The following is a 21,983-nucleotide window of genomic DNA, read 5'->3' as shown; positions in this document are numbered from 1 at the left end:
TGTAGCGCCTTTGCCGAGCCGTCAACCAAACGCCCCCAGAAACTTGACCTCCGGTTGCAGGTGAATCCCCCAGCGCTCTGCTACCGTCGCCTGCACATAGCAAATCAAGTCGTAAATATTTTGCGCCGTTGCGCCCCCTAAATTGACGATGAAGTTGGCGTGTAGGGGTGAGACCTGGGCCCGGCCGATTTGAAACCCCTTGAGACCGCTCTGTTCGATGAGCCAACCAGCGGCGTACTGGGGGGGATTGCGAAACACGCTGCCGCAACTGGGCAAATGGTAGGGCTGGGTCGTGCGTCGGTGATGCAGGTAGGCCCCCGTCTGCTGCAACAGCGCCAGCGGGTCATCCCCAGGGCAACATTGCCAACGGGCCGACAGCACCACGCCCAGGGTTCGCTGCAGCCTGGAGTCACGGTAGCGGTAGTCCAGGTCGGCGGGGGTCAGGGTCCGAATTTGCCCGTCCATCCAGACCTCGGCGCTGACCAAGTACTCGGCGGTACACCCCCCCTGCGCACCAGCGTTCATCACCACCGCACCGCCAACCGTGCCCGGGATCCCGACCGCCCAAGCTAATCCCCGCCAGCCCCGTCGCGCCGCCTCCCAAGCCAACTGGGGCAAGGGCATTCCTGCGGCTGCTATCACCTGGCCGGTCTGTTTTTCCCAGGTCGCTCCTCGCAAATAGCGAGTGCAGAGCACCAAGCCCTCAATGCCTCGGTCGCTGATCAACACATTGGAACCGGCCCCGAGCACCGTCAGCGGTACCTGCTCCCGAGTCACCCAAGCCAGGAGCGCCTGGAGTTCTGCCAGCGTGCGTGGACAGGCAAACCATTGGGCGTTGCCTCCAACGCGATAGGTCGTCCAAGCCGCCAGCGGCACCTGGGCTTGCCAAAGAACCACCGCAGTCATCCTACCGTCACCGGCGCATCGGCCTGGTAAATCGTCATCAGCCGGGGAATTACCCGGTTCAGGTTGCCTGCTCCCAAAAACAACACCGCATCCCCTGGCCGGAGTAGCAGGGGAAGTTCCTGCTCCAGGGCCTCTAGCGTGGGAATGTACTGCACCTGATGATGGTACCGCCGCACCTGGGCCGCCACATCCTCTCCAGTCACCCCAGTGGGATTGCCCTCGCCAGCGCCGTAAATATCCACCAGCACCACCAGGTCGGCTTCGGCAAACGCTGGCCCAAAATCCGGCAGCAAACTAGCGGTGCGACTGTAGCGATGGGGCTGAAAGACCACGACCAACCGCCGTTGCCCCTGCGGCCAGCGCTGGCGAGCCGCGCTCAAGGTCGCCCGAATCTCGCTAGGGTGATGGGCGTAGTCGTCGTAAAATTCGATGCCGTTGGCCTGTCCCCGCAATTCGAACCGCCGCCGTGCGCCCGCAAACGTCGCCACCCCTGCTTGAATGGCGTCAAACCCCATGCCTAGTTCTCGGCACACGGCCACCGCCGCCAGGGTATTGCGCAGGTTGTGTGCGCCCAGCAGCGGAATCGTCAGTTCCCCCAACATCTGTTGGCCCTGCACCACCTGGGCGCGGATGCCCGCCGGTGTATAGTCCACCCCTTGCACCCCGTAGTGAGGCAGGCCCTTTAACCCATAGGTCACCACTGGCCGGTGCAATGACGCCACGAGCGCCGCCGCCGTCGGGCAATCGGTGCAGACCACCAGCGCCTCACAGTTGGCGGCAAAGGCGCGAAACGTCTCCACCACGTCAGCCAAGCAGGCGAAATGGTTGGTGTGGTCCCACTCGATGTTGGTGATCACCCCCACCTGGCCCTGGAGATTCACCAGCGTCCCGTCCGATTCGTCGGCCTCGGCCACCAAAAAGCGCCCTTGCCCCAAGCGCGCGTTGCCGCCCCAGGTGCTCACTTCACCGCCAATTACAATCGTCGGGTCCCAGCCTGCCTGCAACAGGAGGTGCCCAATCAGGCCGCTGGTCGTCGTCTTCCCGTGGGTTCCCGCCACCAAAATGCTCTCGTACTCTTGGGCCAGCGCCGCCAGCACATCCGAGCGATGCACCAGTGGACACCCCAACGCCTGGGCCAGTTGATACTCGACATTCGTCGCCCCGATGGCGGTGGACCAGACCACTTGCGGTAAGGGTTGCCCCGCCACCCGCAACGCTGAGCCATCTTGGGCGGTAATGCGCACCCCCAGAGACGCCAGCCGGTCGCTGATGCCGTTGGGCGCCACATCCGACCCCGAAACCGGAATGCCCCGCTTGGTCAAGATATAGGCCAAAGCCGACATCCCGATGCCCCCGATACCGATAAAGTGAAACGGTCGGCCAGATAGGTCCACAGGGCGGGGCGGCATGTTCACTCCCGGCAACACCACGGTTCAGCGGCTATCATATCAAGAATCGCCTAAGCAAAAAACCGGCCATCCCAAAACCTTCAGCTAGATCCTCAGTGAGCAGACCCAAACGGTGGTAAGATGGTGGGCAAATTCACGCCATCATCACCGTCGAGGACTACCGTGATTAAGGTTGCAATCAATGGCTTTGGCCGCATCGGGCGGAACGTCCTGCGCTGCTGGATGGGCCGGGCGACCACCCAGATTGACGTAGTCGCCATTAACGACACCTCTGACCCGAAGACCAACGCCCACCTGCTGAAATACGACTCCACGTTGGGGCGGTGGGATGTAGCCATCACCAGTGACGAAAATTCCATCACCGTCAACGGCAAAACCATCAAGTGCTATTCCGACCGCAACCCGGAAAACCTCCCCTGGGCCGACCTAGGGATTGACCTGGTGATCGAGGCCACCGGGGTGTTTGTGGACGAAAAAGGCGCGAGCAAACATCTGACCGCCGGGGCCAAAAAGGTCATGATCACAGCACCGGGCAAAGGCGCCAGCATTGCCACCTTTGTGGTGGGGGTCAACCACCACGAGTACAACCACGACCAGCACCACCTGATCAGCAATGCCAGTTGCACCACCAACTGCCTAGCGCCGGTGGTCAAAGTCCTGCACGAGCACTTCCACATCGTCAAGGGCATGATGACCACCACCCACAGCTACACGGGCGACCAGCGCCTGTTAGACGCCAGCCACCGGGATTTACGCCGGGCGCGAGCGGCAGCGATTAACATCGTGCCCACCTCTACGGGCGCAGCGAAAGCCGTTGGTTTGGTGATTCCCGAACTCAACGGCAAACTCAACGGCATTGCTTTTCGGGTCCCGACGCCCAATGTTTCCCTGGCCGATTTGGTGGTGGAGGTACAGCGGCCCACCATTGCCGAGGAGGTCAACGCCGTGCTCAAAGCCGCTAGTGAAGGCCCCCTCAAGGGCATTTTGGACTATAATGAAGAGCCTTTGGTCTCCAGCGACTACCGGGGTACCAACGCCTCCTCAATTGTGGATGCCCCTTTGACCATGGTGATTGACGGCACGCTGGTAAAGGTCGTGGCCTGGTACGACAACGAGTGGGGCTACTCCCAGCGGGTGGTGGACTTGGCGGAGCACATCGCCTGCTGCTGGCCGCGCTAAATCTGGGTTTCCGGGAGGGAAGCCGCTAACTCCAGGGCCTTTTGCGCCAGCGGCACTAGATTCAACCCCTGGGGATAACGCCCCTCCCGATTCACCCGCTCAATGTCCAACCCACTCATGCCCAGAAACGGCGCCAGCGGTCTGAGCACATCCCCACGCATAACAATTCCCTGTACGCCCCCCACCGGCGAGCGTACCAGCAACCAGGCGCGGTCATTTCCCAGCGTCACAATCGCCTGGGCCAGACAATCCTGCTCGCGCACACTGGGCAACTCGTTGAGGGGAATGACGATTTCCCGCAGTTCCAGGTGGGGCCAGCGGCTGCGTTCAATCTGGGTCAACCGGCTGCTATCCACCAGACCGAGATAACGCCCGTCTGCTTCGGCGAAATAAATTTCAGGGGTCTGGGCTGGGATGCAGTACAAATCCACGAAATCCCGCAGCGACATTTCCGCCCGCAACACCCGGAAATCCCGACTCATCACGTCCCGCACCTTCGTCTTGAGCAGAATCTCCTGCACCAAGCTGTACTGGCGATAAGTTTGGGCGTTGCTGGCCATAAACCAGCCAATCAGCGCCAGCCATAGCCCGCCCCCCGCCCCGCTCAAAAATGCGAAGATACCTAACAGCATGGCCATTGTGCCGAGCGCCCAGCCGAAGGCCGCCGCCCACTGGATCCCCCGAAACGGGCTGCCTGTGATTTGCCAAATCACGGCCTTGAGCACCTGGCCTCCATCCAGCGGCAAGCCAGGCACCAGATTAAAAAGGCCCAGCACGAAATTCATCGCCATGAGTTCCTGGGTGATCCGACCCCAGGGGGACGCGACGCCTCCCAACCATTGGGTCAGCCGCATAAACCCCAAGGCCAACCCCAGGCTGACCGCCGGACCCGCCAACGCCACCCGCAGCGCCTGCATCGGGGTCCGCGACTCCTGCTCCAACGTCGCCACCCCCCCAAACAAAAACAGGGTGATAGAACGCACCTTCACCCCTTGGGCCTTCGCCACCAAACTGTGGCCCAACTCGTGCAACACCACCGAGCCAAATAGCCCTAGCGCCAGGGAAAATCCTACACCCCAAACCCACCAGCCCGGCCAGTTGGGGTAAAGCTGTTGCCAGCGGAGGCTGTTGCCCCAGGTGACCAACAGGGCAACGACAAACCACGAAGGGTCTAGGTACAGGGGAATCCCAAACAGCGAACCCACCCTGATTCCCCCATGCATAGCAGTTAATCCCCCTTCGCGATTGATCTCTATTGTAGAAATCGGGGGAAGCGCAGGTGTGATTACAACAAGCCAGCGTTGGCCAGCCCTAGCGTCATCCCCGTACCCAAGATATGCCCAAAGGCCGCCGTCGCCAGCAACTCCGGCACGCCAAAGCCCCGAAACAACTCCGGCAAGGGCAACTTCGGCCCGGCAACCCCCTTGGCTTGAATTGCCCAGTACCCAATCGCCACCGCAAACAAATTGCATCCCACCATGACTAGCGCCACACGCGGCGACCAGGGCACCGTCGTCGGCACTGCCAACAACACTGAGTACATTAGCCTCCTCCCAACTTGCAAACTCTCCCCCATCCTAAGACCCACCCCAACCCGTTCCCAGCGTCCCTGTAACACTTCCCCACAAAACTTAGCCCAAATTTACAGCCTGGCCAGTTCGGAAACCCGTACTCCGCCCCTGCAGTCGTCTCGGTTACATTAGCACTCGGAAGCGGAGAGTGCTAACACCTAATGGGTGGGGCCGCTCCAGGCAACAAACCCTTTTGTAGCAGTGGGAGTGTCATCGCCTATGGCAACCATTACGTTGAGCGTCTCGACCGTCACCCCCTTGGGGGACCGAGTGCTAGTCAAGGTAAGTCAATCGGAAGAAAAAACAGCTGGTGGCATCCTGTTACCCGATACGGCCAAAGAAAAGCCTCAGGTAGGCGAAGTAGTGGCCGTTGGCCCTGGTCGACGGGATGAGAACGGTCAGCGGATTCCAATAGAAGTCAAAGTCGGCGACAAGGTGCTGTACTCCAAATACGCTGGCACCGAATTGAAAATTGGCATGGATGACTACGTCCTGCTGGCGGAAAAAGACATCCTGGCGACTGTGAGCTAAGGAGGTTGACAACCCATGGCGAAGAAGATTCTCTACCACGAAGACGCCCGCCGCGCCCTGGAAAAAGGGATGGATACCTTGGCGGAAGCGATTGCCGTGACCCTAGGGCCAAAAGGGCGCAATGTGGTGTTGGAAAAGAAATTCGGCGCGCCCCAGATTGTCAATGACGGGGTCACGATTGCCAAAGAAATCGAGCTAGAAGACCACGTGGAAAACACGGGGGTGGCCTTGATCCGGCAAGCAGCCTCCAAGACCAACGACGTGGCAGGAGATGGGACCACGACCGCAACCGTGCTGGCTCATGCCATGGTCAAGGAGGGGCTGCGCAACGTGGCTGCCGGCGCTAACCCCATTGCCCTGAAGCGGGGGATTGACAAAGCCACCCAATTTGTCGTGGAGAAAATTGCCGCCCACGCGCGTCCGGTAGAGGACTCCAAGGCGATTGCCCAGGTGGCTGCCATCTCGGCTGGCAATGACGAAGAAGTGGGCAAGATGATCGCCGAGGCTATGGAAAAGGTGGGCAAGGAGGGTGTGATCTCCCTAGAAGAAGGCAAGTCCATGACCACCGAGCTGGAGGTCACGGAGGGGATGCGCTTTGACAAAGGCTACATCTCCCCCTACTTTGCCACTGACGCCGAGCGGATGGAAGCCACCCTGGAGGACGCTCTGGTGCTCATCACCGACAAGAAAATCACGCTTGTGCAGGACTTGGTGCCAGTGCTGGAGCAAGTCGCTCGTGCTGGCAAACCCTTGCTCATCATCGCGGAAGACATTGAGAAAGAAGCCCTGGCGACTCTAGTGGTGAACAAGCTACGGGGCGTGTTGAGCGTGGCGGCGGTGAAAGCACCTGGGTTTGGGGACCGGCGCAAAGCCATGCTGCAGGACATTGCTATCCTGACCGGCGGGCAGGTGATCTCCGAAGAAACCGGGACCAAGCTCGACAGCGTGCGGATGGACATGCTGGGCAAGGCTCGGCGGGTGACTATCACCAAAGACCACACCACCATCATTGCCGAGGGGAACGAAGCGGCAGTGAAGGCGCGGTGTGAGCAAATTCGCCGGCAAATTGAAGAAACGGACTCCACCTACGACAAGGAAAAGCTGCAGGAGCGCTTGGCGAAACTAGCCGGTGGCGTGGCGGTGATCAAAGTCGGGGCGGCCACCGAAACCGAAATGAAGGACAAGAAGCTCCGCCTGGAGGACGCCATCAACGCCACCAAAGCGGCGGTTGAAGAAGGGATTGTCCCTGGGGGTGGGACGACCTTGGCGCACCTAGCCCCTGAGTTGGAGGCCTGGGCGAAGGAACACCTGACTGAAGAGGAGCTGACCGGCGCTCTGATCGTCAGCCGCGCCCTGATGGCTCCCCTGATGCGCATCGCCGAAAACGCTGGTGTCAACGGAGCGGTGATTGCTGACCAGGTCAAGGACAAGCCCTTTGAAGTGGGGTACGACGCCGCCAAGGGCGCTTTCACCAACATGTTCGAAGCGGGGATCGTGGACCCGGCCAAGGTCACCCGTTCCGCCCTGCAAAACGCCGCCTCCATTGCGGGCATGGTTCTGACCACTGAATGCATTGTGGTGGACAAACCCGAACCCAAGGAAAAGACACCCGCAGGCGGCGGTAGCGGCGGAGACTTTGACTACTAAGGCCTGTTTCCATTAACCCTGCCCCAAAGGCTCCCCAGTTGGGGAGCTTTTTTATCGCCGCGTCACCAGTGCGACCACCAACCCCAGGAGCAACAGCGGCAAGAGCAGCCCCAGCCCGATTGTGAAAAACGGCATGAGAATTGCTGTCAAAATGGCCTGTAACGGCGTCCAAATGAACCCCAAGCCCAAAGTCAGCAACGCTGCAAACCACTGGAGAATGACCACCAAACCCGAAAACGTAAACCCCAACAAAAAAATGATTCCCTGTACCAGACTGGCGACCAGTGAGATTAAAGGTAACCACGTATCTTCTGGAGGCGGTTCAGGCGGATTGACTGCTGCCAGAATTGGAATGACCGTTAGTTTGGGCATGAATTAACGAGCGAATAAATTGGCGGATCACTTCCGTTTTGGATTGACTGGTTCGCTGACAGTAATTCTCCAGCGCGCGATTTTCATCATCGCTGAGCCGGACACTCAAGTGTTTCACCTTGTCAGCCATGACCCCTCCCAGAACCAGTACCCGTGATCGTACCAAAGGGATTTTTCCGACAAGTACAATTCGTTGCAATCCTCAATAAAATGAGAGCTTATCTTATAGTTTTGTGACAAAAATGGGTGACCGCCGATGTAGTGCGTTTGTACTACGGGTTAGCGAGTTAAGTTCGGGCGCGACGGTACATTGGTCTCCGCCTGATGTGGGGTTTCTCCCCGGCGGCTGAGCTAGAGCTGCTGAGTGACAGTGCTGTCAGCCTCCCCGAGCTTCCTTAATCAATATGTAAACACCCATCACAGCCACAAACCAACCAAATCCTTTTTTTAATTTCCGCCCTGAAATAAAAGTGGACAGGTAGGACCCCACAAAAATACCAATACTAGCCACGCCAGCAAAAAGCATAAGCAATCCCCAATCAATCTGCAACTCAGGGTTTTGCACATCCCCTAGAAAACCAATCAACGACTTAGCGGCAATGACCAACAGAGATGTGCCCACAGCCATTTTCATCGGTAATCCCGCCAAAACGACCAGCGCTGGAATGATTAGAAAACCGCCGCCAGCACCAACCAGACCCGTCAGCGCTCCAACCACTATACCCTCGCCAAAAATTAATGGGAAATTGAATTCAGGTGGTTTGTCTTCTACGGGGAGATGACGAGTATCACCCTTGCCATTTCTGATCATGGAAAGGGATGCCAAAATCATTAACACCGCAAAGACAATCATTAAGAGAATATCCCTGGTCAGGGTCAGTGTTCCTAGTTGCACAATCTTGGGTGGAATTGCTGGTATGAGGAATCGGCGCACTAGGAAGACGGAACTAAAAGCTGGAATCGCAAAAACGAAGGCTGTTTTGAGACTAATGAGTCCTTTGCGGAAGTAATCCCATGAGCCAACCAAAGCCGTAATACCCACAATAAAGAGTGAATACGCCGTTGCCAACGTCGGATTGACACCCATCACATAAACCAAAACCGGCACCGTCAGAATCGAGCCACCGGCGCCAATGAGACCCAGCGAAATTCCTATCAATAACGCTAGCCCATAACCAAGAACCAGTTGCATCGCTTCATCCCCAAACGCTTGATGTGTAACCTACGCTTGTACCACTTGCATCCCGGCGCTGGCGAGTAACGGACATGGGCAATTGCCATGTCATCGTCAAGCACGGGCGCAACATCGCCGTCCCTGCCACGACGCATCTACCCCCCCCAAGAGCTGATTACTTTATTAAACTACCATATAGTAATCTGGTTAAAAAGTTTATTTTTGTCAATTTATGTTTCACTGATATTGGCGTTGTTCAATAAATGTCTCAAAGATTAACCGTATGAATCCATAACGATTCAGTAATTTCAGGCTATACTGTAATACGGTCACGATGTGTATGGGGGATTGCCGTGTCACCAACTGCTATACCAAATCAGTCTGTGCCGGTCGCTGAGCACTCTGGCAGTGGCGCCGCCGCTCCTATGACCAGTCGCCATCACCAGGTGGTCATTGTGGGTGGTGGGGCAGCCGGGGTAAGTGTAGCTGCTCAACTCCTCAAGCGGCGACGGGGGTTAGATATTGCCATTATTGAGCCTTCGGATAAGCACTATTACCAGCCGGGTTGGACGCTCGTTGGCGGGGGGATTCGTCCGTTACACCATTTCATTCGCCATGAAAAGGACGTACTACCCCCAGGAACAGCTTGGATTCAAGACCGGGTGACCCAACTGGACCCAGATCACAACACCGTGATCACTGAGTCGGGGCTGGCGGTTCAATACGATTACCTGGTGGTCTGCCCAGGAATTCAAATCAACTGGCATTTGATCAAAGGCTTAAAAGAAGCATTGGGCAAAGGGGGCGTCACTAGCAATTATTCCAAAGATTATGCGCCTTACACCTGGGAAACGATTCGCAACTTCCGAGGTGGGACGGCCATCTTTACACAACCGGCGACGCCAATTAAATGCGGGGGAGCGCCCCAAAAGATTATGTACATGGCCGACGACTACTTCAAGAGTAAAAGTGGTGTGGGCGTCAACACGACGGTGATGTTCTGCACGGCGGCGGGAGCGATGTTTAGCGTCCCCGAATACTCCGCCAGCTTGGAAAAAGTTGTGGCCCGGCGCGGGATTGTGGTCAAGTTCAAGCACAATCTCAAGGAAATCCGACCGGAGACCCAGGAAGCCATTTTTGATGTCACGACGGATGCAGGGGTTCACGAGGTCAGCATTCACTATGACATGATTCACGTGACGCCTCCCATGAGCGCGCCGGACTTTATCAAAAACAGTCCTCTAGCGGGCGCTGGGGGTTGGGTTGACGTGGATAAACATACCCTGCAACACGTGCGTTATCCCAATGTTTTTGCCCTAGGGGATGCCTCGTCGTTGCCAACGTCCAAAACCGCAGCGGCGGCTCGCAAGCAAGCGCCAGTAGCAGCCCAAAATCTCCTGGCGGCGATGGATGGTCAACCGCTGGCGGCCCGTTACGACGGTTACACTTGTTGTCCCTTGATTACGGGCTATAACTCTGCCATCATGGCCGAGTTTGGTTATGATGGCAAGCTGCTGCCTTCGTTCCCGCTAGACCCCACCCAGGAGCGCTACTCCATGTACTTGGTCAAGGTGCATGTCCTGCCATGGCTGTACTGGAACCGGATGCTCAAGGGGAAAGCGTTTGAGGCGGACATCTTCAAGCCAATTAACCGCTTGGTGCATCGTTACTAGCCGGGCAGCCTTTGATCGCACACGCCCTGTAGCCGGGTCATTCGAGGTCGCTCAATGGCAGGTGGCAGGGCGCAGTCCTATCTTTTGTCCGAATCAACTCCCATGACGTAGCTGTAGGTAACCAAAATCCGTGTGCCAGATCATCTATGCTGGTCATTGCTTGAGTCGCAGGGCGCAGACTCGTTGCGGGTTCTCTCGCTGACCAACGCAAGCGGCTTGGCTATCTGACAAAACCCACTTGCAACTAGGTCACCAAGTCATTAGTGTGGTGGGTTGGGTGGGTTGGACTGGTGTGCCACTGGGGGTCAGGGACATTAGCGAAGGCTTCTTTGAGAGAACACTCCCAGGAGCGACGCATTTCGAGCAGATAAGGGTCTCCCAACCCCAGTTCTAGCCGGTAGTGTACCTGAAAACTGTCTCGCTCGTAGGCAATGAGGTGGATCGGCGGCCCAACAGAGATATTGGATTTCATTGTGGAATCAATGGATAGCAGGGCACATTTGGCGGCGGCTGCGAGCGGCGTTTCGTAGGTGAGGGTGCGGTCTAGAATGGGTTTGCCATATTTGGTTTCCCCAATTTGCAAGAAAGGGGTTTCTGGTGTGGCGTGGATGCAGTTGCCTTGGGGATAAATAAGGAATAGTTGTGGTTCATCGCCCTGAATTTGCCCCCCCACCAAAAAGTTGCATTGAAAATCAATATGGTCCCGCTCTAGCCAGGGCCGATTTTCCTCCTGTAATTTGCGAAGTTTTCTCCCGATATACGTCGCAATTTCGTACATGCAGCCAATTGTATGCAGGTTCTCTGGGTGTTGTTGATGAATATCCTGGCGCAGTTGGGCCACCACCGCCTGGGTAATGCCAAGATTACCGGACGTGCAGAGAAATAAAACGCGCTGGCCAGGTAGAGAGAAATCAAACAGTTTCCGATAGGTGGAAATGTAGTCCACACCGGCATGAGTACGGGAATCGGCAGCCATCACCAATCCGTACCGCGTCAAGATGCCTAGGCAGTAGGTCATGGTTCTGAGGTAGTCAGTTGTTGTTTGAGTTTTTGGATTTGGTCCCGGTAGATGGCCGCTTGTTCAAATTCTAAATTGCGAGCTGCTTCACGCATTTTTTGCTCGAGTTCCTGGATATAGGCGGGGATGTCGCTGGCCTCTAGGGAGGTCACCCGGTAGTCCGCCGGGCTTTCCTTGGCTTGAATCCGCCGAGAAAACTCCAGGGTTTGCAAGATGCGGTTGGCGGGTTTCCGACGAATGGGTTGCGGCGTTATACCATGCGCTTGATTGTAAGCAATCTGTTTCTGCCGGCGCCGCTGGGTTTCCTGAATTGCTCGCTGCATACTTTCGGTGATGATGTCGGCGTATAAAATGGCCTGTCCATTCACATGTCGCGCGGCTCGCCCAATGGTTTGAATCAAGGACCGCTCGGAGCGCAAGAACCCTTCCTTATCTGCGTCTAAGATGGCGACGAGCGAGACTTCTGGTAAATCCAATCCCTCCCGCAGCAAGTTCACCCCCACAATGACATCACATTCATCCGCCCGCAGTCCCTGCAGGATTTCAATGCGACCAATCGCGTCAATTTCCGAGTGCAGGTATTGCACCCGCAACCCCTGCTCTTGCCAGTAGCTAGTTAAATCCTCCGCCATGCGTTTGGTCAGGGTGGTCACCAGCACCTTTTCGCCCCGTTCGACACGCCGGTAGATTTCCCCCGTCAAATCTTCCACCTGGTTGACCGTCGGACGCACCGAAATGTCCGGGTCCAGCACCCCGGTGGGACGGATGATCAGCTCCACCACCTGCTCGGACACCTCCAGTTCCCAATCCCCCGGCGTGGCCGACACAAAAATACACTGGTTCACCTTGGCCCAAAATTCATCGGCTTTGAGGGGGCGGTTATCGGCAGCGCTCGGCAAGCGAAATCCATGTTCAATTAAGACTCGTTTGCGGGATTGATCCCCCTCATACATCCCCCGCAATTGGGGCACAGTGACGTGGGACTCGTCCACAATCAGCAGCCAATCCTCCGGGAAGTAATCCACCAGGCATTCCGGGGGCGAACCCGCTGGCCGGCCCGCTAAATGACGCGAATAATTTTCAACCCCATTGCAGTAGCCCACGGTGCGCAGGAGTTCCAGGTCGTAGCGGGTGCGTTGTTTGAGCCGCTGCGCTTCCAGGAGTTTGCCTTCCGCTTCCAACTCCGCCAAGCGTTCTTCCAGCTCTTGCTCAATCGCCCGGCAAGCTCGCTCCAATTGTTCCGCCGGTGTCACAAAGTGGCGCGCCGGATAAATGTTAATGGCCTGCACCGATTCTAAAACCGCGCCGGTGAGGGGGTCGCGCAGTTCAATTCGCTCGATTTCATCGCCCCAGAATTCCACCCGAATGACGCGGTCTTCGTAAGCGGGCCCAATTTCTAGGACATCGCCCCGCAAGCGGAATCGGCCCCGTCCCAGTTCCACATCGTTGCGGTCGTATTGGATATTGACCAGCGCCTGGGCGACTTGCACCGGTTCCGCTGTTAATCCCACCTCCAAATGCACAGCAGCATTCAAGTATTCACTGGGAATTCCTAGCCCGTAGATACAACTAATCGAAGCCACGACAATTACGTCCCGCCGTTCAAAGAGCGACCGGGTGGCCGAATGCCGCAGCATATCAATTTCGTCATTGATGGAGGCGCTTTTGGCGATGTAGGTGTCGGTGACGGGGATATAGGCCTCTGGCTGGTAGTAGTCGTAATAACTGATGAAGTATTCGACGGCGTTGTGGGGGAAAAATTCCCGCAACTCATTGCACAGTTGGGCCGCTAGGGTTTTGTTGTGGGCCAGCACCAGGGTTGGTCGTCCCACCTGGGCAATGACATTGGCCATCACAAAAGTTTTGCCCGTACCCGTAGCCCCCAGCAGGGTTTGGTAGCGGTAGCCCGCCTGCACCCCCCGCACCAGTTGTTCAATCGCCTGGGGCTGGTCCCCTGTGGGGGCAAAGGGTGCGTGCAGTTGAAAAAGGCGGCTCATGCGGGTTCAAGAGGGGCCATGGTCAGACCGGCACGTTTGAGTTGTTCATGGTAGAGTTCCGCCGGTTCCTGAGGACCGACCCACACCACTGCCTGACCTTCGTAATGCACTTGGTTGGTGAGTTCCCAGGCACGGTCGGGCGTCATGGCCGGGATGTACTGCATCAGGCAACGGGCCACGTGCTCGAAGGTGTTCACATTGTCATTGAGGACAATCACCTTGTAGTTGGGATAGTGCTTGGTGGTGGCTTGACTCCCTTTTTCCAGAAGCGTTTGCGAAGCCATAGGTAACTCCCCACTCATGCAGTAAACATTCTGGTTCTAGTATAAAAATCGGCGGCCCTGAGCGATGGGGGAACAGCCGGTCGCTAAACTAACTATAGAGTCATGACCCGATGCCAGACAGCGGTGGAGTTGGAACTGAGCTGGGAAGATTTGACCACGGGAACGCTGCAAAAGCGGCGGGTCAGGGTGCCGGTGATTTTTGGGCGAGATGAACAGGCCATGCGGGCGGCTCTCCAAGAGCCAGGAACGCTGGTGGTCCTTTCCCACAAGCAGGTCTCCCGCTGTCATGCCCTGATCCTGGCGCGGGAAGATGGCTTAGAACTCGTGGACAAAAGCACCAACGGCACCTTTTTAAATGGGCAGCATTGCTTGGGCACCAACCGGCGGGTTCAACACGGCGACCGTCTCCAGATTGGCCCCTACAAAATTTACCTCAGCGCACTGGATCAAGCGCCAACGACGCCCCCATCCCTCACCGACAGAACGGCGGTCGTACCAGGGGTGTACCACGACTCTCTAACGGGCTTACCCAACCGCAATATGCTGATGTCCCTGTTGCAGACGATGCAGGAGCGGCTGCCAGTGGAAACCTCGCTGCTGTTTGCCGTGGTGCATCTGGATATTGACCGCCTGCAACAGGTCAACGACAGCCTGGGCTACCGCATGGGGGATAAGTTACTGGCGGCGGTGGCCCGGCAATTACGGCAACGACTGGCTCCTGGCGATACTGCGGCGCGGTTGGAGGGAGATGAATTTGCCCTGATTCTGGAAAGCATTACATCGCCCGAGGAAGCGCTGGCGCGGTTAGAGGCGATTCAAAAGGACCTGCACACCCCCTTCGAGTTGGAAAACCAGGAAGTGTTTATTACGGTGAGCATGGGGGTTGCCTGGAGCTATCTGCCGGTGCAACAGCCGGAGGACTGGTTGCGGTTTGCTCGCGCGGCCACCCAGAAAGCCAAACAACTGGGGCGAGGACGTCTGGAGATTTTTCGCCCGGGGATGGAAAACTCAGGCCAGCGCCTGCGGTTGGAGACGGACCTGAGCCGTGCTATCGAACGGGGGGAATTGTCCCTGCGCTATCAACCCATCGTCGCACTGACTAGCGGGCAGATTGTCGGGTTTGAGGCGTTGGTGCGCTGGCACCACCCCCAAGCGGGTGCCGTTCCCTCCGACCAATTGATTGCCCTGGCAGAGGAAACCGGTTTGATTGCCTCGATTGGGCTGTGGGTGTTGCGGACAGCCTGTGCTCAGTTATGTCGGTGGCACCAGCAGTTTCCCGACTTGCGTCCCTTGACCGTCAGTGTGAACGTCTCCAGTAAGCAATTTCTGCAGGCGGATTTGGTGACCCAGATTACCCAGGTGTTGCAGGAAACGGGTTTGCCGGGAAATCACCTGAAGTTAGAACTCACCGAAAGCCTGATTATGGAGGACATCGAGACCGTCACCACCATGCTCTCGCAACTGCGGGACTTGGGGTTGCAGATTTTGATGGACGACTTTGGCACGGGCTATTCCAACCTGAACCGGCTACGCACCCTGCCGATTGACATGGTCAAGATTGATAAATCCTTTATCCAAGCGGCTGATGCGGACGCCTGGACTTTTGTGCAGGGCATGGTGGGGCTGGCCCATGCCATGGGGAAAGCAGTGGTGGTCGAGGGCGTGGAAACCCAGGAGCAGTTGCGTCAGTTGCGGCTCATGAATTGTGCTTTTGGGCAAGGGTATTTGTTCTCGCCGCCGCTAGAGGTTGCTCAAGTGGAAAAACTCCTGCAACAGCCGCCCCGCTGGTAGGTGGGATGGGACGTTCCTGGTGGATTGGGTTTGGCGTGGTCGCGCTGCCAACGAGTCCAACCCCGACCTGGCATGACCAAGGCAAGTTCCTGTTTTTTGGGCCGTCAACCGCCCTGTGCTGGAGTCCATCGCAACGCTACGTCGTCGTCGGAGAAACCACTGGTGAGTGCTCCCTAGCAACCATTGCCAACGGCTGGGAACAGCACGGAATTAGCCTTCTCAACTCCATCACTGCGTTTTTCGCCCTAGTCGTATGGGACCGGCAAGACCAAGTGCTGTACTTGTGTCGGGATGGGGTGGGCGGTCGGACATTGTACTACACCCACCAGGGGCGCGTAACCTGGATTGCGCCGCGCCTAAAAACCCTGCGGCCCTATCACAGCGGGGAAATCAACCTCGTGGCGTTGCGGGATTATCTATGCTGTGCGTTTGTGCCGGGTAGCCAGACGCTATGGCAAGAAGTGCAGGAGCTGCGACCGGGAACCGTTTTGCGTCTCCCCCAAAAGGAAACGAGCATCTTTTGGCAACCCGAATCGCGGGTTCCCCCGACAGCAGATGCCCGGGATGTGGAGCGTTACGGAGAGGAGTTGCTGGAGCTTTTGCAGCAGGTTGTGCAAGAAAAATTAATGGGCCACGACAAGGTGGGGATTTTTCTTTCGGGGGGAATTGATTCCAGTGCTGTCACCGCCTTAAGCGCTCAACTTCATAGCGGCAAGGTGATTTGTTATTCGATTCACTTCGGTTCGGAAGTACCCAATGAACTGTTCTTTTCTCGCCTGGTGGCGCAGCAGTACGGGCTAGAGCATCGCCCGTTGGAAATTTCTTTCCGGGAGATGTGGGACTACTTGCCGGAAACAATGGCCGAGTTAGATGACCCGATTGGCGACCCGTTAACCGTGCCCAATCTACGACTGGCCAGATTTGCCAAGTCCTCCGTTTCTTTGATTTTGAACGGTGAAGGAGGCGACCCCTGTTTTGGCGGTCCGAAAAACCAGCCCATGTTACTCAGTCAGGTTTACGGCGGTTCTCTCGTGAGTCACTACGCCCGTTCCTTCCAAAAGTGTTTTGACGACTTGTCCCAATTACTCAAACCAGATGTTTGGGCTGAAGTTAAAAATGCTCCGTTCTTTTTCGCCGATGACTTGCACAGAGATATGGAGTTGCTACAGCGTTTGTTTTTGATCAACATCAAATTCAAGGGTGCTGACCACATCCTAACCAAAGTGAATAACTTGTTGGGAGCGGTGGGGTTAGAAGGAAGGTCGCCCTTATTTGACCGGCGCGTGGTGGATTTTAGCCTGCGGATTCCGGTGGGATGTAAGGTTGCGGGCGCCGAAGAAAAAGCGGTGCTCAAACGCGCCATGCAATCCCTATTGCCACCGGAGATCATTCACCGTCCAAAAAGCGGGATGATGGTGCCGGTACAACTAGGGTTTCAGAAGTATTGGAACCGGCAGGCTAGGGATTTATTGTTGGGAAAACATGCAGCTATTTCCGCCTACCTGCAGCCCCATCTCATCCAGTCATGGTTGGACTATCAAGGCGACCCCTGGCGACGCTACGGTGTGAAGCTATGGTTACTAGCAAGCCTAGAACTCTGGCTTCAACAACATCGCTCATTTCAACCAAACGTATCAACGACATAAATCCCACTATCACCCAAAGCGATTAAGGGCTCGTCCTCCTCAACCCTGCTCACCTGCAGAGTGAGTTGGATACTGCGGCTTAGCAGGTTGATAATCTGCTCAGGTCTGAAAAACTCAAGGGGAATGTAATTGCCGGCGTAAAGCCATCGCTGCTCAGCCGGGGTTAACGTGTCTCGAATCTCTTTAGCCAAGGTCAAAAAATCCCGCTGCATCTCATCACTCGATAAACAGAAAATTGGTCGTCGCGCTGACAGAACCTGGCGGGGAGAAATCCCAGCATCAATCACCGTCACATTTTGCTGCCCAAACCAGCGGGGGTTCTGTTTAACCCGATGCACTGTGCGTATTCCCTCCGGGCTACAGTCATGCAAGACAAAGACCTTGAGATCAGGATTGCGTTTGGCCATCGTCATCACTGTATCAAAGATGCTGGACGGATAGCCTTTGATACTGACAACGCCACTGTTGTATTCAAAGTGAAAGTTATTCGCCAGAAGCATTTTGGCAATGTCGTCACTCTGGCAAACAATCAACCGGTCAAAGCTGTAGTTGGTCACATCGGCTGCTGGCAAGGCAGTGGCAAAATCATTTTTCGTAGCCCTTGGCAGTAACTTATCCAGCGGCCCATGCGCTCTTGTCCAGCGGTCAATAAGAGAGTTGAATAGTTCCTGGGTTAGGGACGGCGGTGCTTCGGGTGTATTAGGAATCCGTCTGGCTTGCCATGAACCTAAACTTATAGCACCAACACCAAAAATCATTAGAACAACCATCAAAAACCACTGTTGCATATTCGCACCGCCGGAAATAAGCAAAATAAACCCAAGGGCTATGAGACAATAGGCATAAGCCAGTCGGTCGCGACGGGAATGCTTCAGGTCCTGACTGGCAAACCACAGGCCTATGAAGTGAGAAGCTGCATATACTGGATAGATTGCATATACTAGAAAATCGAAGTTGAAATGGCCTAGAAAAGCAATTACAGATAAGATAATCAGAAGTGGTCCAAGGAGAATAAAAAATGAAATAATCCAAACAATGACAAAGAGAAATTCGGGTACCTTATCACGCCTTTCCTTTAACCGGCACAGCTCATAGTACAGTTGCTTTTTTGTGAAACACAGAGCACCATTAGCTGAGAGTTTCCCTATCACTCGCTGAAACGCCAGGTCAGTTAGCCGGAAATTCAACGGCATATCAGTTGGCTCAAAGGCAAAGGGCGTTCCGCACTGCTTGCACCGGCCCTGATTAGCCTGGCGGTCGCGCAGGTTATTGTTTGTTCCGCAGTTAATACAACGCATAAGCCTGCTCCATATTGCACTGGTTGGATAAAAGAACGCTGTAGTCTTCCCGCTCTCGAATCAAGAAATGGTGTTCACCTTTGACTAAAACTTCAGCGGGTTTTGGACGATGAAGAAAATGAGACGCCATTGCATATCCATAGGCCCCTACATCCAAAATGGCTAACCGGTCTCCAATTTCCAGGGGAGGCAATGCCATGTTTCTTCCTAAGTAATCCCGTGAGTAGGTCGTATTTCCACACACATCCGTTGGGAGAGTCACACCGTTTTTGTTCAGGGTAATGATCTGGCGATAGTCGCCATAGACACTCGGAGCAGTCAGGTTAGCAATGGTCGTATCTACCCCAACAATTTGCTTTTCTCCCTGGTATTTGACGGATACAACCGTGGTAAGTAAGACGCCGCAGCCAGCTATCACATTGCGTCCTGGCTCAAGAATAAGATGAATTCCTGTCCCGTTGAGTGCTTGTGATAGCGCCTGTCCAAACGCTTGCCAGTCAAATACCACCTTGCCGTGCCGGTAGGGGTACCCAAAACCTCCACCAAAGTCCAGGTATTTCCAGTCAGGTAAGCTTCTTCCTATCTCTAGTAGCTGATCAATGACGGCAATGAATGCTTGGGTAGCATTTGTCCCTGTACCTCGATAAAAGTGCAATCCTTGGATAGAACGGTTGTACCGACGCGCAATCGCAACGGCTTCGGGAAACTCATGGGGTTGCACACCAATGCGGCTGTCACCCGTCAGTGGGGGATGATTTAAACGTAGCCCTAATTGCAGACAGGGGACGTCTTTAGCCAATTCACAGAGCTGTTGCACCTGGGCAACGCTGTCTAAGTTGAAAGTCGTTACACCCCAGGCCAACACCTGTTGCATATCGGCGGGGCTAAGATTGCTGCCGCTATAGACAATTTGTTCAGGCAAAAAACCGGCCTTTAGTCCTAGATAAATATCACCTGGTGTATTGGCATGAATACTCCAGCCCGCCCGTCGCACCAGTTGCAAAAGTGCTAAACTACCATTGGTCACGGCAGCAAAGCAGTAGGTCGTTGGCTTATAGCCCACCTGCTGGGGAATGCGCTGGAGCATTTGCCAAAAATGTTCAGCGTCATAGACGTATAAGGGTGACCCGTAGATATCGAGCAGTTTTAGGAGTAACTCGGTGTTCATCATATGGAGTCTCTCCAGCAGCGATATAAACCTGTACGACGCCAGAACTCGTAAGGGAGCACAAAGGGATGCCACCAGCTATTTCCCTGGCGAATCTCGCCCAATTGAGAGCGCCAACATTGCCAAGCCAAAAGCAGCCATAAAATTTCCCCGATGCGTCGTTTGCGCAACTCACTTCCCAAGCCACCAAAGGCCACCCTGGCTGCTAAATCCGGTCGCCAAATTCCTTCTGCTTCTAGGCGTTTAGGATTTAACCACTGCCCCAAATCGCGCCACAAAGGTCCCAAACACCATTGAGTCAAGGGCACACCCATCCCCCGTTTTTCTCGCCAGACCACTTCTGCCGGCAACCAAGGTTCAACCGCTCGTTTCAAAATGTACTTTTCACAGGCCCCCCGCAAGAATAGTTCTGCCTTGACCGTAAAGGCCCATTTCGCCAAGTGTTCATCGCAGAAAGGAGAGCGCAAGCGCAACCCCAATGCCAGGGCAAGGTTGGTTGCACGGGGATGGATATTTTGCGCACCTTTGAGCATCAACGTTGCCCGTCGCAAGCGAGCCAAAAATGAACCCTTTCCGGCTAGGGCATCCTGTAAGCAATCGCCCGGATACCAATGTTTAACTTGTTGCCAAAAGGAAGGCGCGAAAACTGCTGGGCCGTAGCCCCACAAACGATGGAAGGTTTGGAGATACTGGTCAACAAAAGACACAGGCTGGTTCTGATAAACGTAGGCGGCAATTAGAGGTTTATTTGTCCAGCCAGCAAATAACTGGTCACCCCCTTCGCCATTGAATAAGACTTCGCACTCTTGTCGCGCCGTTTGATACAGCAACCATAGGGGAATACAAACGCCATCGCCATAGGGTAAATCGAGCGCTTTGGTTGCGGCACTGAGCGACTGCTTGACACGGCGGGGTGAGCATTCAACCTTGACCAAGGGAATCTGCAAATGCTGGGCGACTTTTTGGGCATAGGCCATTTCAGAAATGCCGTATGAACCGAAATCTAACGTGTAAGCGCGGACTTTAAGGCCGGCGCGCTTTAGCAGCACCGCAATGGTGGAGGAATCTAAGCCCCCCGATAACAAAATTCCCACCGTTTTCTGGTGGAGGTCACAGGTCTGGCGGGCAACGGCTTCTTCGAGCAGGTCTCGCAACTCCTGAACGGCAATGGCTTCATCAGCTAAAGGGTCAGCCTGCTCGTGCCAATCAGCCAACACGGGAGACGCTTTTTGGCTGGTCAACTTTCCCGCTTCCCACGTGTATTGCCAGCCGGCTTCGATGGCTCGAATGGATTTGTAAGGGGTCCACGGCGTTGGCACGTAAGAAAAGCAGGCATAGCCATAGACAGCTAAGGGGTCTATTTCAGGGGTGACCAAGGGTGTCAACCAGCGCCAGCGTGTCGCAAACCAAAGACCTTTCTCGCCCTGATACCAGTACAAGGTGACCCGTCCAAAGGGATGCCGCCCCAGTGTTAAAGTGGTGCCTGTTGCGTTTGCCCACGCCTCACCGCCGGTTTGGACGATGCCTTGGCCTGCGTCTAGACCAATGGATTGCACCTGCAGGAGCCGCCAGGCATGGTCAGGCTGCTTTGCCAGCAGGTCCTGGAGGTCGGCACCCCAAGCCCCGAGGAAGCCTGCTGGACTAACGGCCACCTGCATCACCGGACTTCAAAGGAAGTGGTCGAGACTAGCCGATCTTTGACATACATCCTGACCGTCCAGAGGCCGGTGGCATCCGCCGTGCTCAGCCGGTACCGGCAACGGGTATTCCAAAGTGGAGTGCTAATTTGTTTGGTTTGATAACGATTCTGGTGAACGACCGTGCCTTGGGGATTGACCCAATCACAAGCCATCGGGAGTTTTTGACCAACGGGCGCATTCACCAACGTGACCCGATAGACCACCTCGCTGGGGCGCATCACCACCTGCACAGGTTGCTCGGGCCGTTGCGCTAGGGTCACTTGGGCGGCTTGGCTGCGGACGTTGGCAATCAGGCTTTCCTTTCGTCGTTCAAGGTAAACATAGCCCCCAATGGCCACAGCCAAAAATAACGCAACGCCGCCCACAACCAGCCGGTTTAGCAATTGCTGCTGCTTGGCCGCCTGGCGACGTCGGATTTGGAGCAGGGCTTCTTCTAATAGGTCATCGGGCAGATTGAGTTCCCTGAGAATTTCCCTAGCCTGGGCAAGGCCAATGGTATCGAGCTGGCGGTCTGCAATACGCTGCACTTCGGCAATGAGCTGGTTCAACTGCTCGCGAGTGAGGCGCTCGGTCATACCGCGCTATCCTTGCAGACAGCCAGCTTCAGACTAGCCAGGAG

The 21,983-nt window shown here is 55.7% G+C and carries 18 protein-coding genes and 1 pseudogene; 6 read left to right on the top strand and 13 right to left on the bottom strand.

The annotated features are described in order from the left end of the window. Positions 1-21 precede the first annotated feature (21 nt). Positions 22-906, bottom strand: coding sequence for a UDP-N-acetylmuramate dehydrogenase (gene murB / locus NZ705_04005; protein ID MCS7292120.1), 885 nt, complete (start codon positions 904-906; stop codon positions 22-24). Then, positions 903-2,315: a UDP-N-acetylmuramate--L-alanine ligase gene (gene murC, locus NZ705_04000; GenBank protein ID MCS7292119.1), complete on the bottom strand. Its 1,413-nt coding sequence runs from the start codon at positions 2,313-2,315 to the stop codon at positions 903-905. The genes murB and murC overlap by 4 nt, the downstream gene beginning before the upstream one ends. Before the next feature lie 162 nt (positions 2,316-2,477). Here murC and NZ705_03995 point away from each other — a divergent pair, with 162 nt between their 5' ends. After that, positions 2,478-3,494, top strand: coding sequence for a type I glyceraldehyde-3-phosphate dehydrogenase (locus NZ705_03995; GenBank protein MCS7292118.1), 1,017 nt, complete (start codon positions 2,478-2,480; stop codon positions 3,492-3,494). Here NZ705_03995 and NZ705_03990 read toward each other — a convergent pair. Both NZ705_03990 and psaK read right to left on the bottom strand, forming a co-directional pair. Further along, positions 3,491-4,717, bottom strand: a complete 1,227-nt coding sequence (locus tag NZ705_03990; protein MCS7292117.1) for a site-2 protease family protein — start codon at positions 4,715-4,717, stop codon at positions 3,491-3,493. The two genes, NZ705_03995 and NZ705_03990, sit on opposite strands and share 4 nt — an antisense overlap. Positions 4,718-4,779: 62 nt before the next feature. Beyond that, positions 4,780-5,037, bottom strand: a complete 258-nt coding sequence (psaK, locus tag NZ705_03985; GenBank protein MCS7292116.1) for a photosystem I reaction center subunit PsaK — start codon at positions 5,035-5,037, stop codon at positions 4,780-4,782. Between the two features lie 247 nt (positions 5,038-5,284). Between psaK and groES the strand changes: the two genes are divergently transcribed. Both groES and groL read left to right on the top strand, forming a co-directional pair. Further along, on the top strand, positions 5,285-5,596 hold the full coding sequence (groES, locus tag NZ705_03980) for a co-chaperone GroES (protein ID MCS7292115.1): 312 nt from the start codon (positions 5,285-5,287) through the stop codon (positions 5,594-5,596). A 15-nt stretch (positions 5,597-5,611) separates the two neighbouring features. Then, the gene (gene groL / locus NZ705_03975) at positions 5,612-7,243 is read left to right on the top strand and encodes a chaperonin GroEL (GenBank protein ID MCS7292114.1); all 1,632 of its coding nucleotides are present in this window, start codon (positions 5,612-5,614) and stop codon (positions 7,241-7,243) included. Between the two features lie 51 nt (positions 7,244-7,294). Here the strand turns inward: groL and NZ705_03970 are convergent, their stop codons facing one another. Both NZ705_03970 and NZ705_03965 read right to left on the bottom strand, forming a co-directional pair. Then, positions 7,295-7,615 (bottom strand): hypothetical protein, encoded by a 321-nt coding sequence (locus tag NZ705_03970; protein ID MCS7292113.1) that lies wholly within the window; start codon positions 7,613-7,615, stop codon positions 7,295-7,297. Positions 7,616-7,991: 376 nt separating this feature from the next. After that, positions 7,992-8,807 carry a sulfite exporter TauE/SafE family protein gene (locus NZ705_03965; protein MCS7292112.1) on the bottom strand — a complete coding sequence of 272 codons (816 nt, stop codon included), beginning with the start codon at positions 8,805-8,807 and terminating at the stop codon, positions 7,992-7,994. Between the two features lie 407 nt (positions 8,808-9,214). Between NZ705_03965 and NZ705_03960 the strand changes: the two genes are divergently transcribed. Next, entirely contained in the window at positions 9,215-10,462 is a 1,248-nt protein-coding gene (locus tag NZ705_03960; GenBank protein ID MCS7292111.1) for an NAD(P)/FAD-dependent oxidoreductase, read from the top strand. 244 nt (positions 10,463-10,706) lie between these two features. Here NZ705_03960 and NZ705_03955 read toward each other — a convergent pair whose 3' ends face one another. From NZ705_03955 to clpS, 3 genes and pseudogenes are all read right to left on the bottom strand, one after another. Further along, a complete protein-coding gene (locus NZ705_03955; protein MCS7292110.1) occupies positions 10,707-11,480 on the bottom strand; it encodes a proteasome-type protease in 774 nt (257 codons plus the stop codon). Continuing rightward, entirely contained in the window at positions 11,477-13,477 is a 2,001-nt protein-coding gene (uvrB, locus tag NZ705_03950; GenBank protein MCS7292109.1) for an excinuclease ABC subunit UvrB, read from the bottom strand. Before uvrB ends, NZ705_03955 begins: the two co-directional genes overlap by 4 nt. Next, positions 13,474-13,710 (bottom strand): annotated as a pseudogene (gene clpS, locus NZ705_03945) (ATP-dependent Clp protease adapter ClpS). The gene uvrB and the pseudogene clpS overlap by 4 nt, the downstream one beginning before the upstream one ends. Positions 13,711-13,863: 153 nt before the next feature. On the opposite strand from clpS, the gene NZ705_03940 reads away from it, so the two are divergent. Beyond that, on the top strand, positions 13,864-15,552 hold the full coding sequence (locus NZ705_03940) for an EAL domain-containing protein (GenBank protein MCS7292108.1): 1,689 nt from the start codon (positions 13,864-13,866) through the stop codon (positions 15,550-15,552). Between the two features lie 5 nt (positions 15,553-15,557). Next, the gene (locus NZ705_03935) at positions 15,558-17,198 is read left to right on the top strand and encodes an asparagine synthetase B family protein (GenBank protein ID MCS7292107.1); all 1,641 of its coding nucleotides are present in this window, start codon (positions 15,558-15,560) and stop codon (positions 17,196-17,198) included. On the opposite strand, the gene NZ705_03930 is transcribed toward NZ705_03935, so the two are convergent. Genes NZ705_03930 through NZ705_03915 form a run of 4 tightly spaced genes read right to left on the bottom strand, consistent with a single transcriptional unit; the run spans position 17,174 to position 21,939 of the window. Continuing rightward, positions 17,174-18,496: a hypothetical protein gene (locus tag NZ705_03930; GenBank protein MCS7292106.1), complete on the bottom strand. Its 1,323-nt coding sequence runs from the start codon at positions 18,494-18,496 to the stop codon at positions 17,174-17,176. The two genes, NZ705_03935 and NZ705_03930, sit on opposite strands and share 25 nt — an antisense overlap. Then, on the bottom strand, positions 18,483-19,667 hold the full coding sequence (locus NZ705_03925) for a hypothetical protein (GenBank protein MCS7292105.1): 1,185 nt from the start codon (positions 19,665-19,667) through the stop codon (positions 18,483-18,485). Before NZ705_03925 ends, NZ705_03930 begins: the two co-directional genes overlap by 14 nt. Then, entirely contained in the window at positions 19,664-21,322 is a 1,659-nt protein-coding gene (locus NZ705_03920; GenBank protein MCS7292104.1) for an asparagine synthetase B family protein, read from the bottom strand. Before NZ705_03920 ends, NZ705_03925 begins: the two co-directional genes overlap by 4 nt. Continuing rightward, positions 21,322-21,939 (bottom strand): hypothetical protein, encoded by a 618-nt coding sequence (locus NZ705_03915; protein MCS7292103.1) that lies wholly within the window; start codon positions 21,937-21,939, stop codon positions 21,322-21,324. The genes NZ705_03920 and NZ705_03915 overlap by 1 nt, the downstream gene beginning before the upstream one ends. Between the last annotated feature and the right edge of the window lie 44 nt (positions 21,940-21,983).

The organism is Gloeomargarita sp. SKYB120, from assembly GCA_025062155.1.
GTDB lineage: Bacteria > Cyanobacteriota > Cyanobacteriia > Gloeomargaritales > Gloeomargaritaceae > Gloeomargarita.
This window is presented reverse-complemented; position numbering and strand designations above follow the sequence as displayed.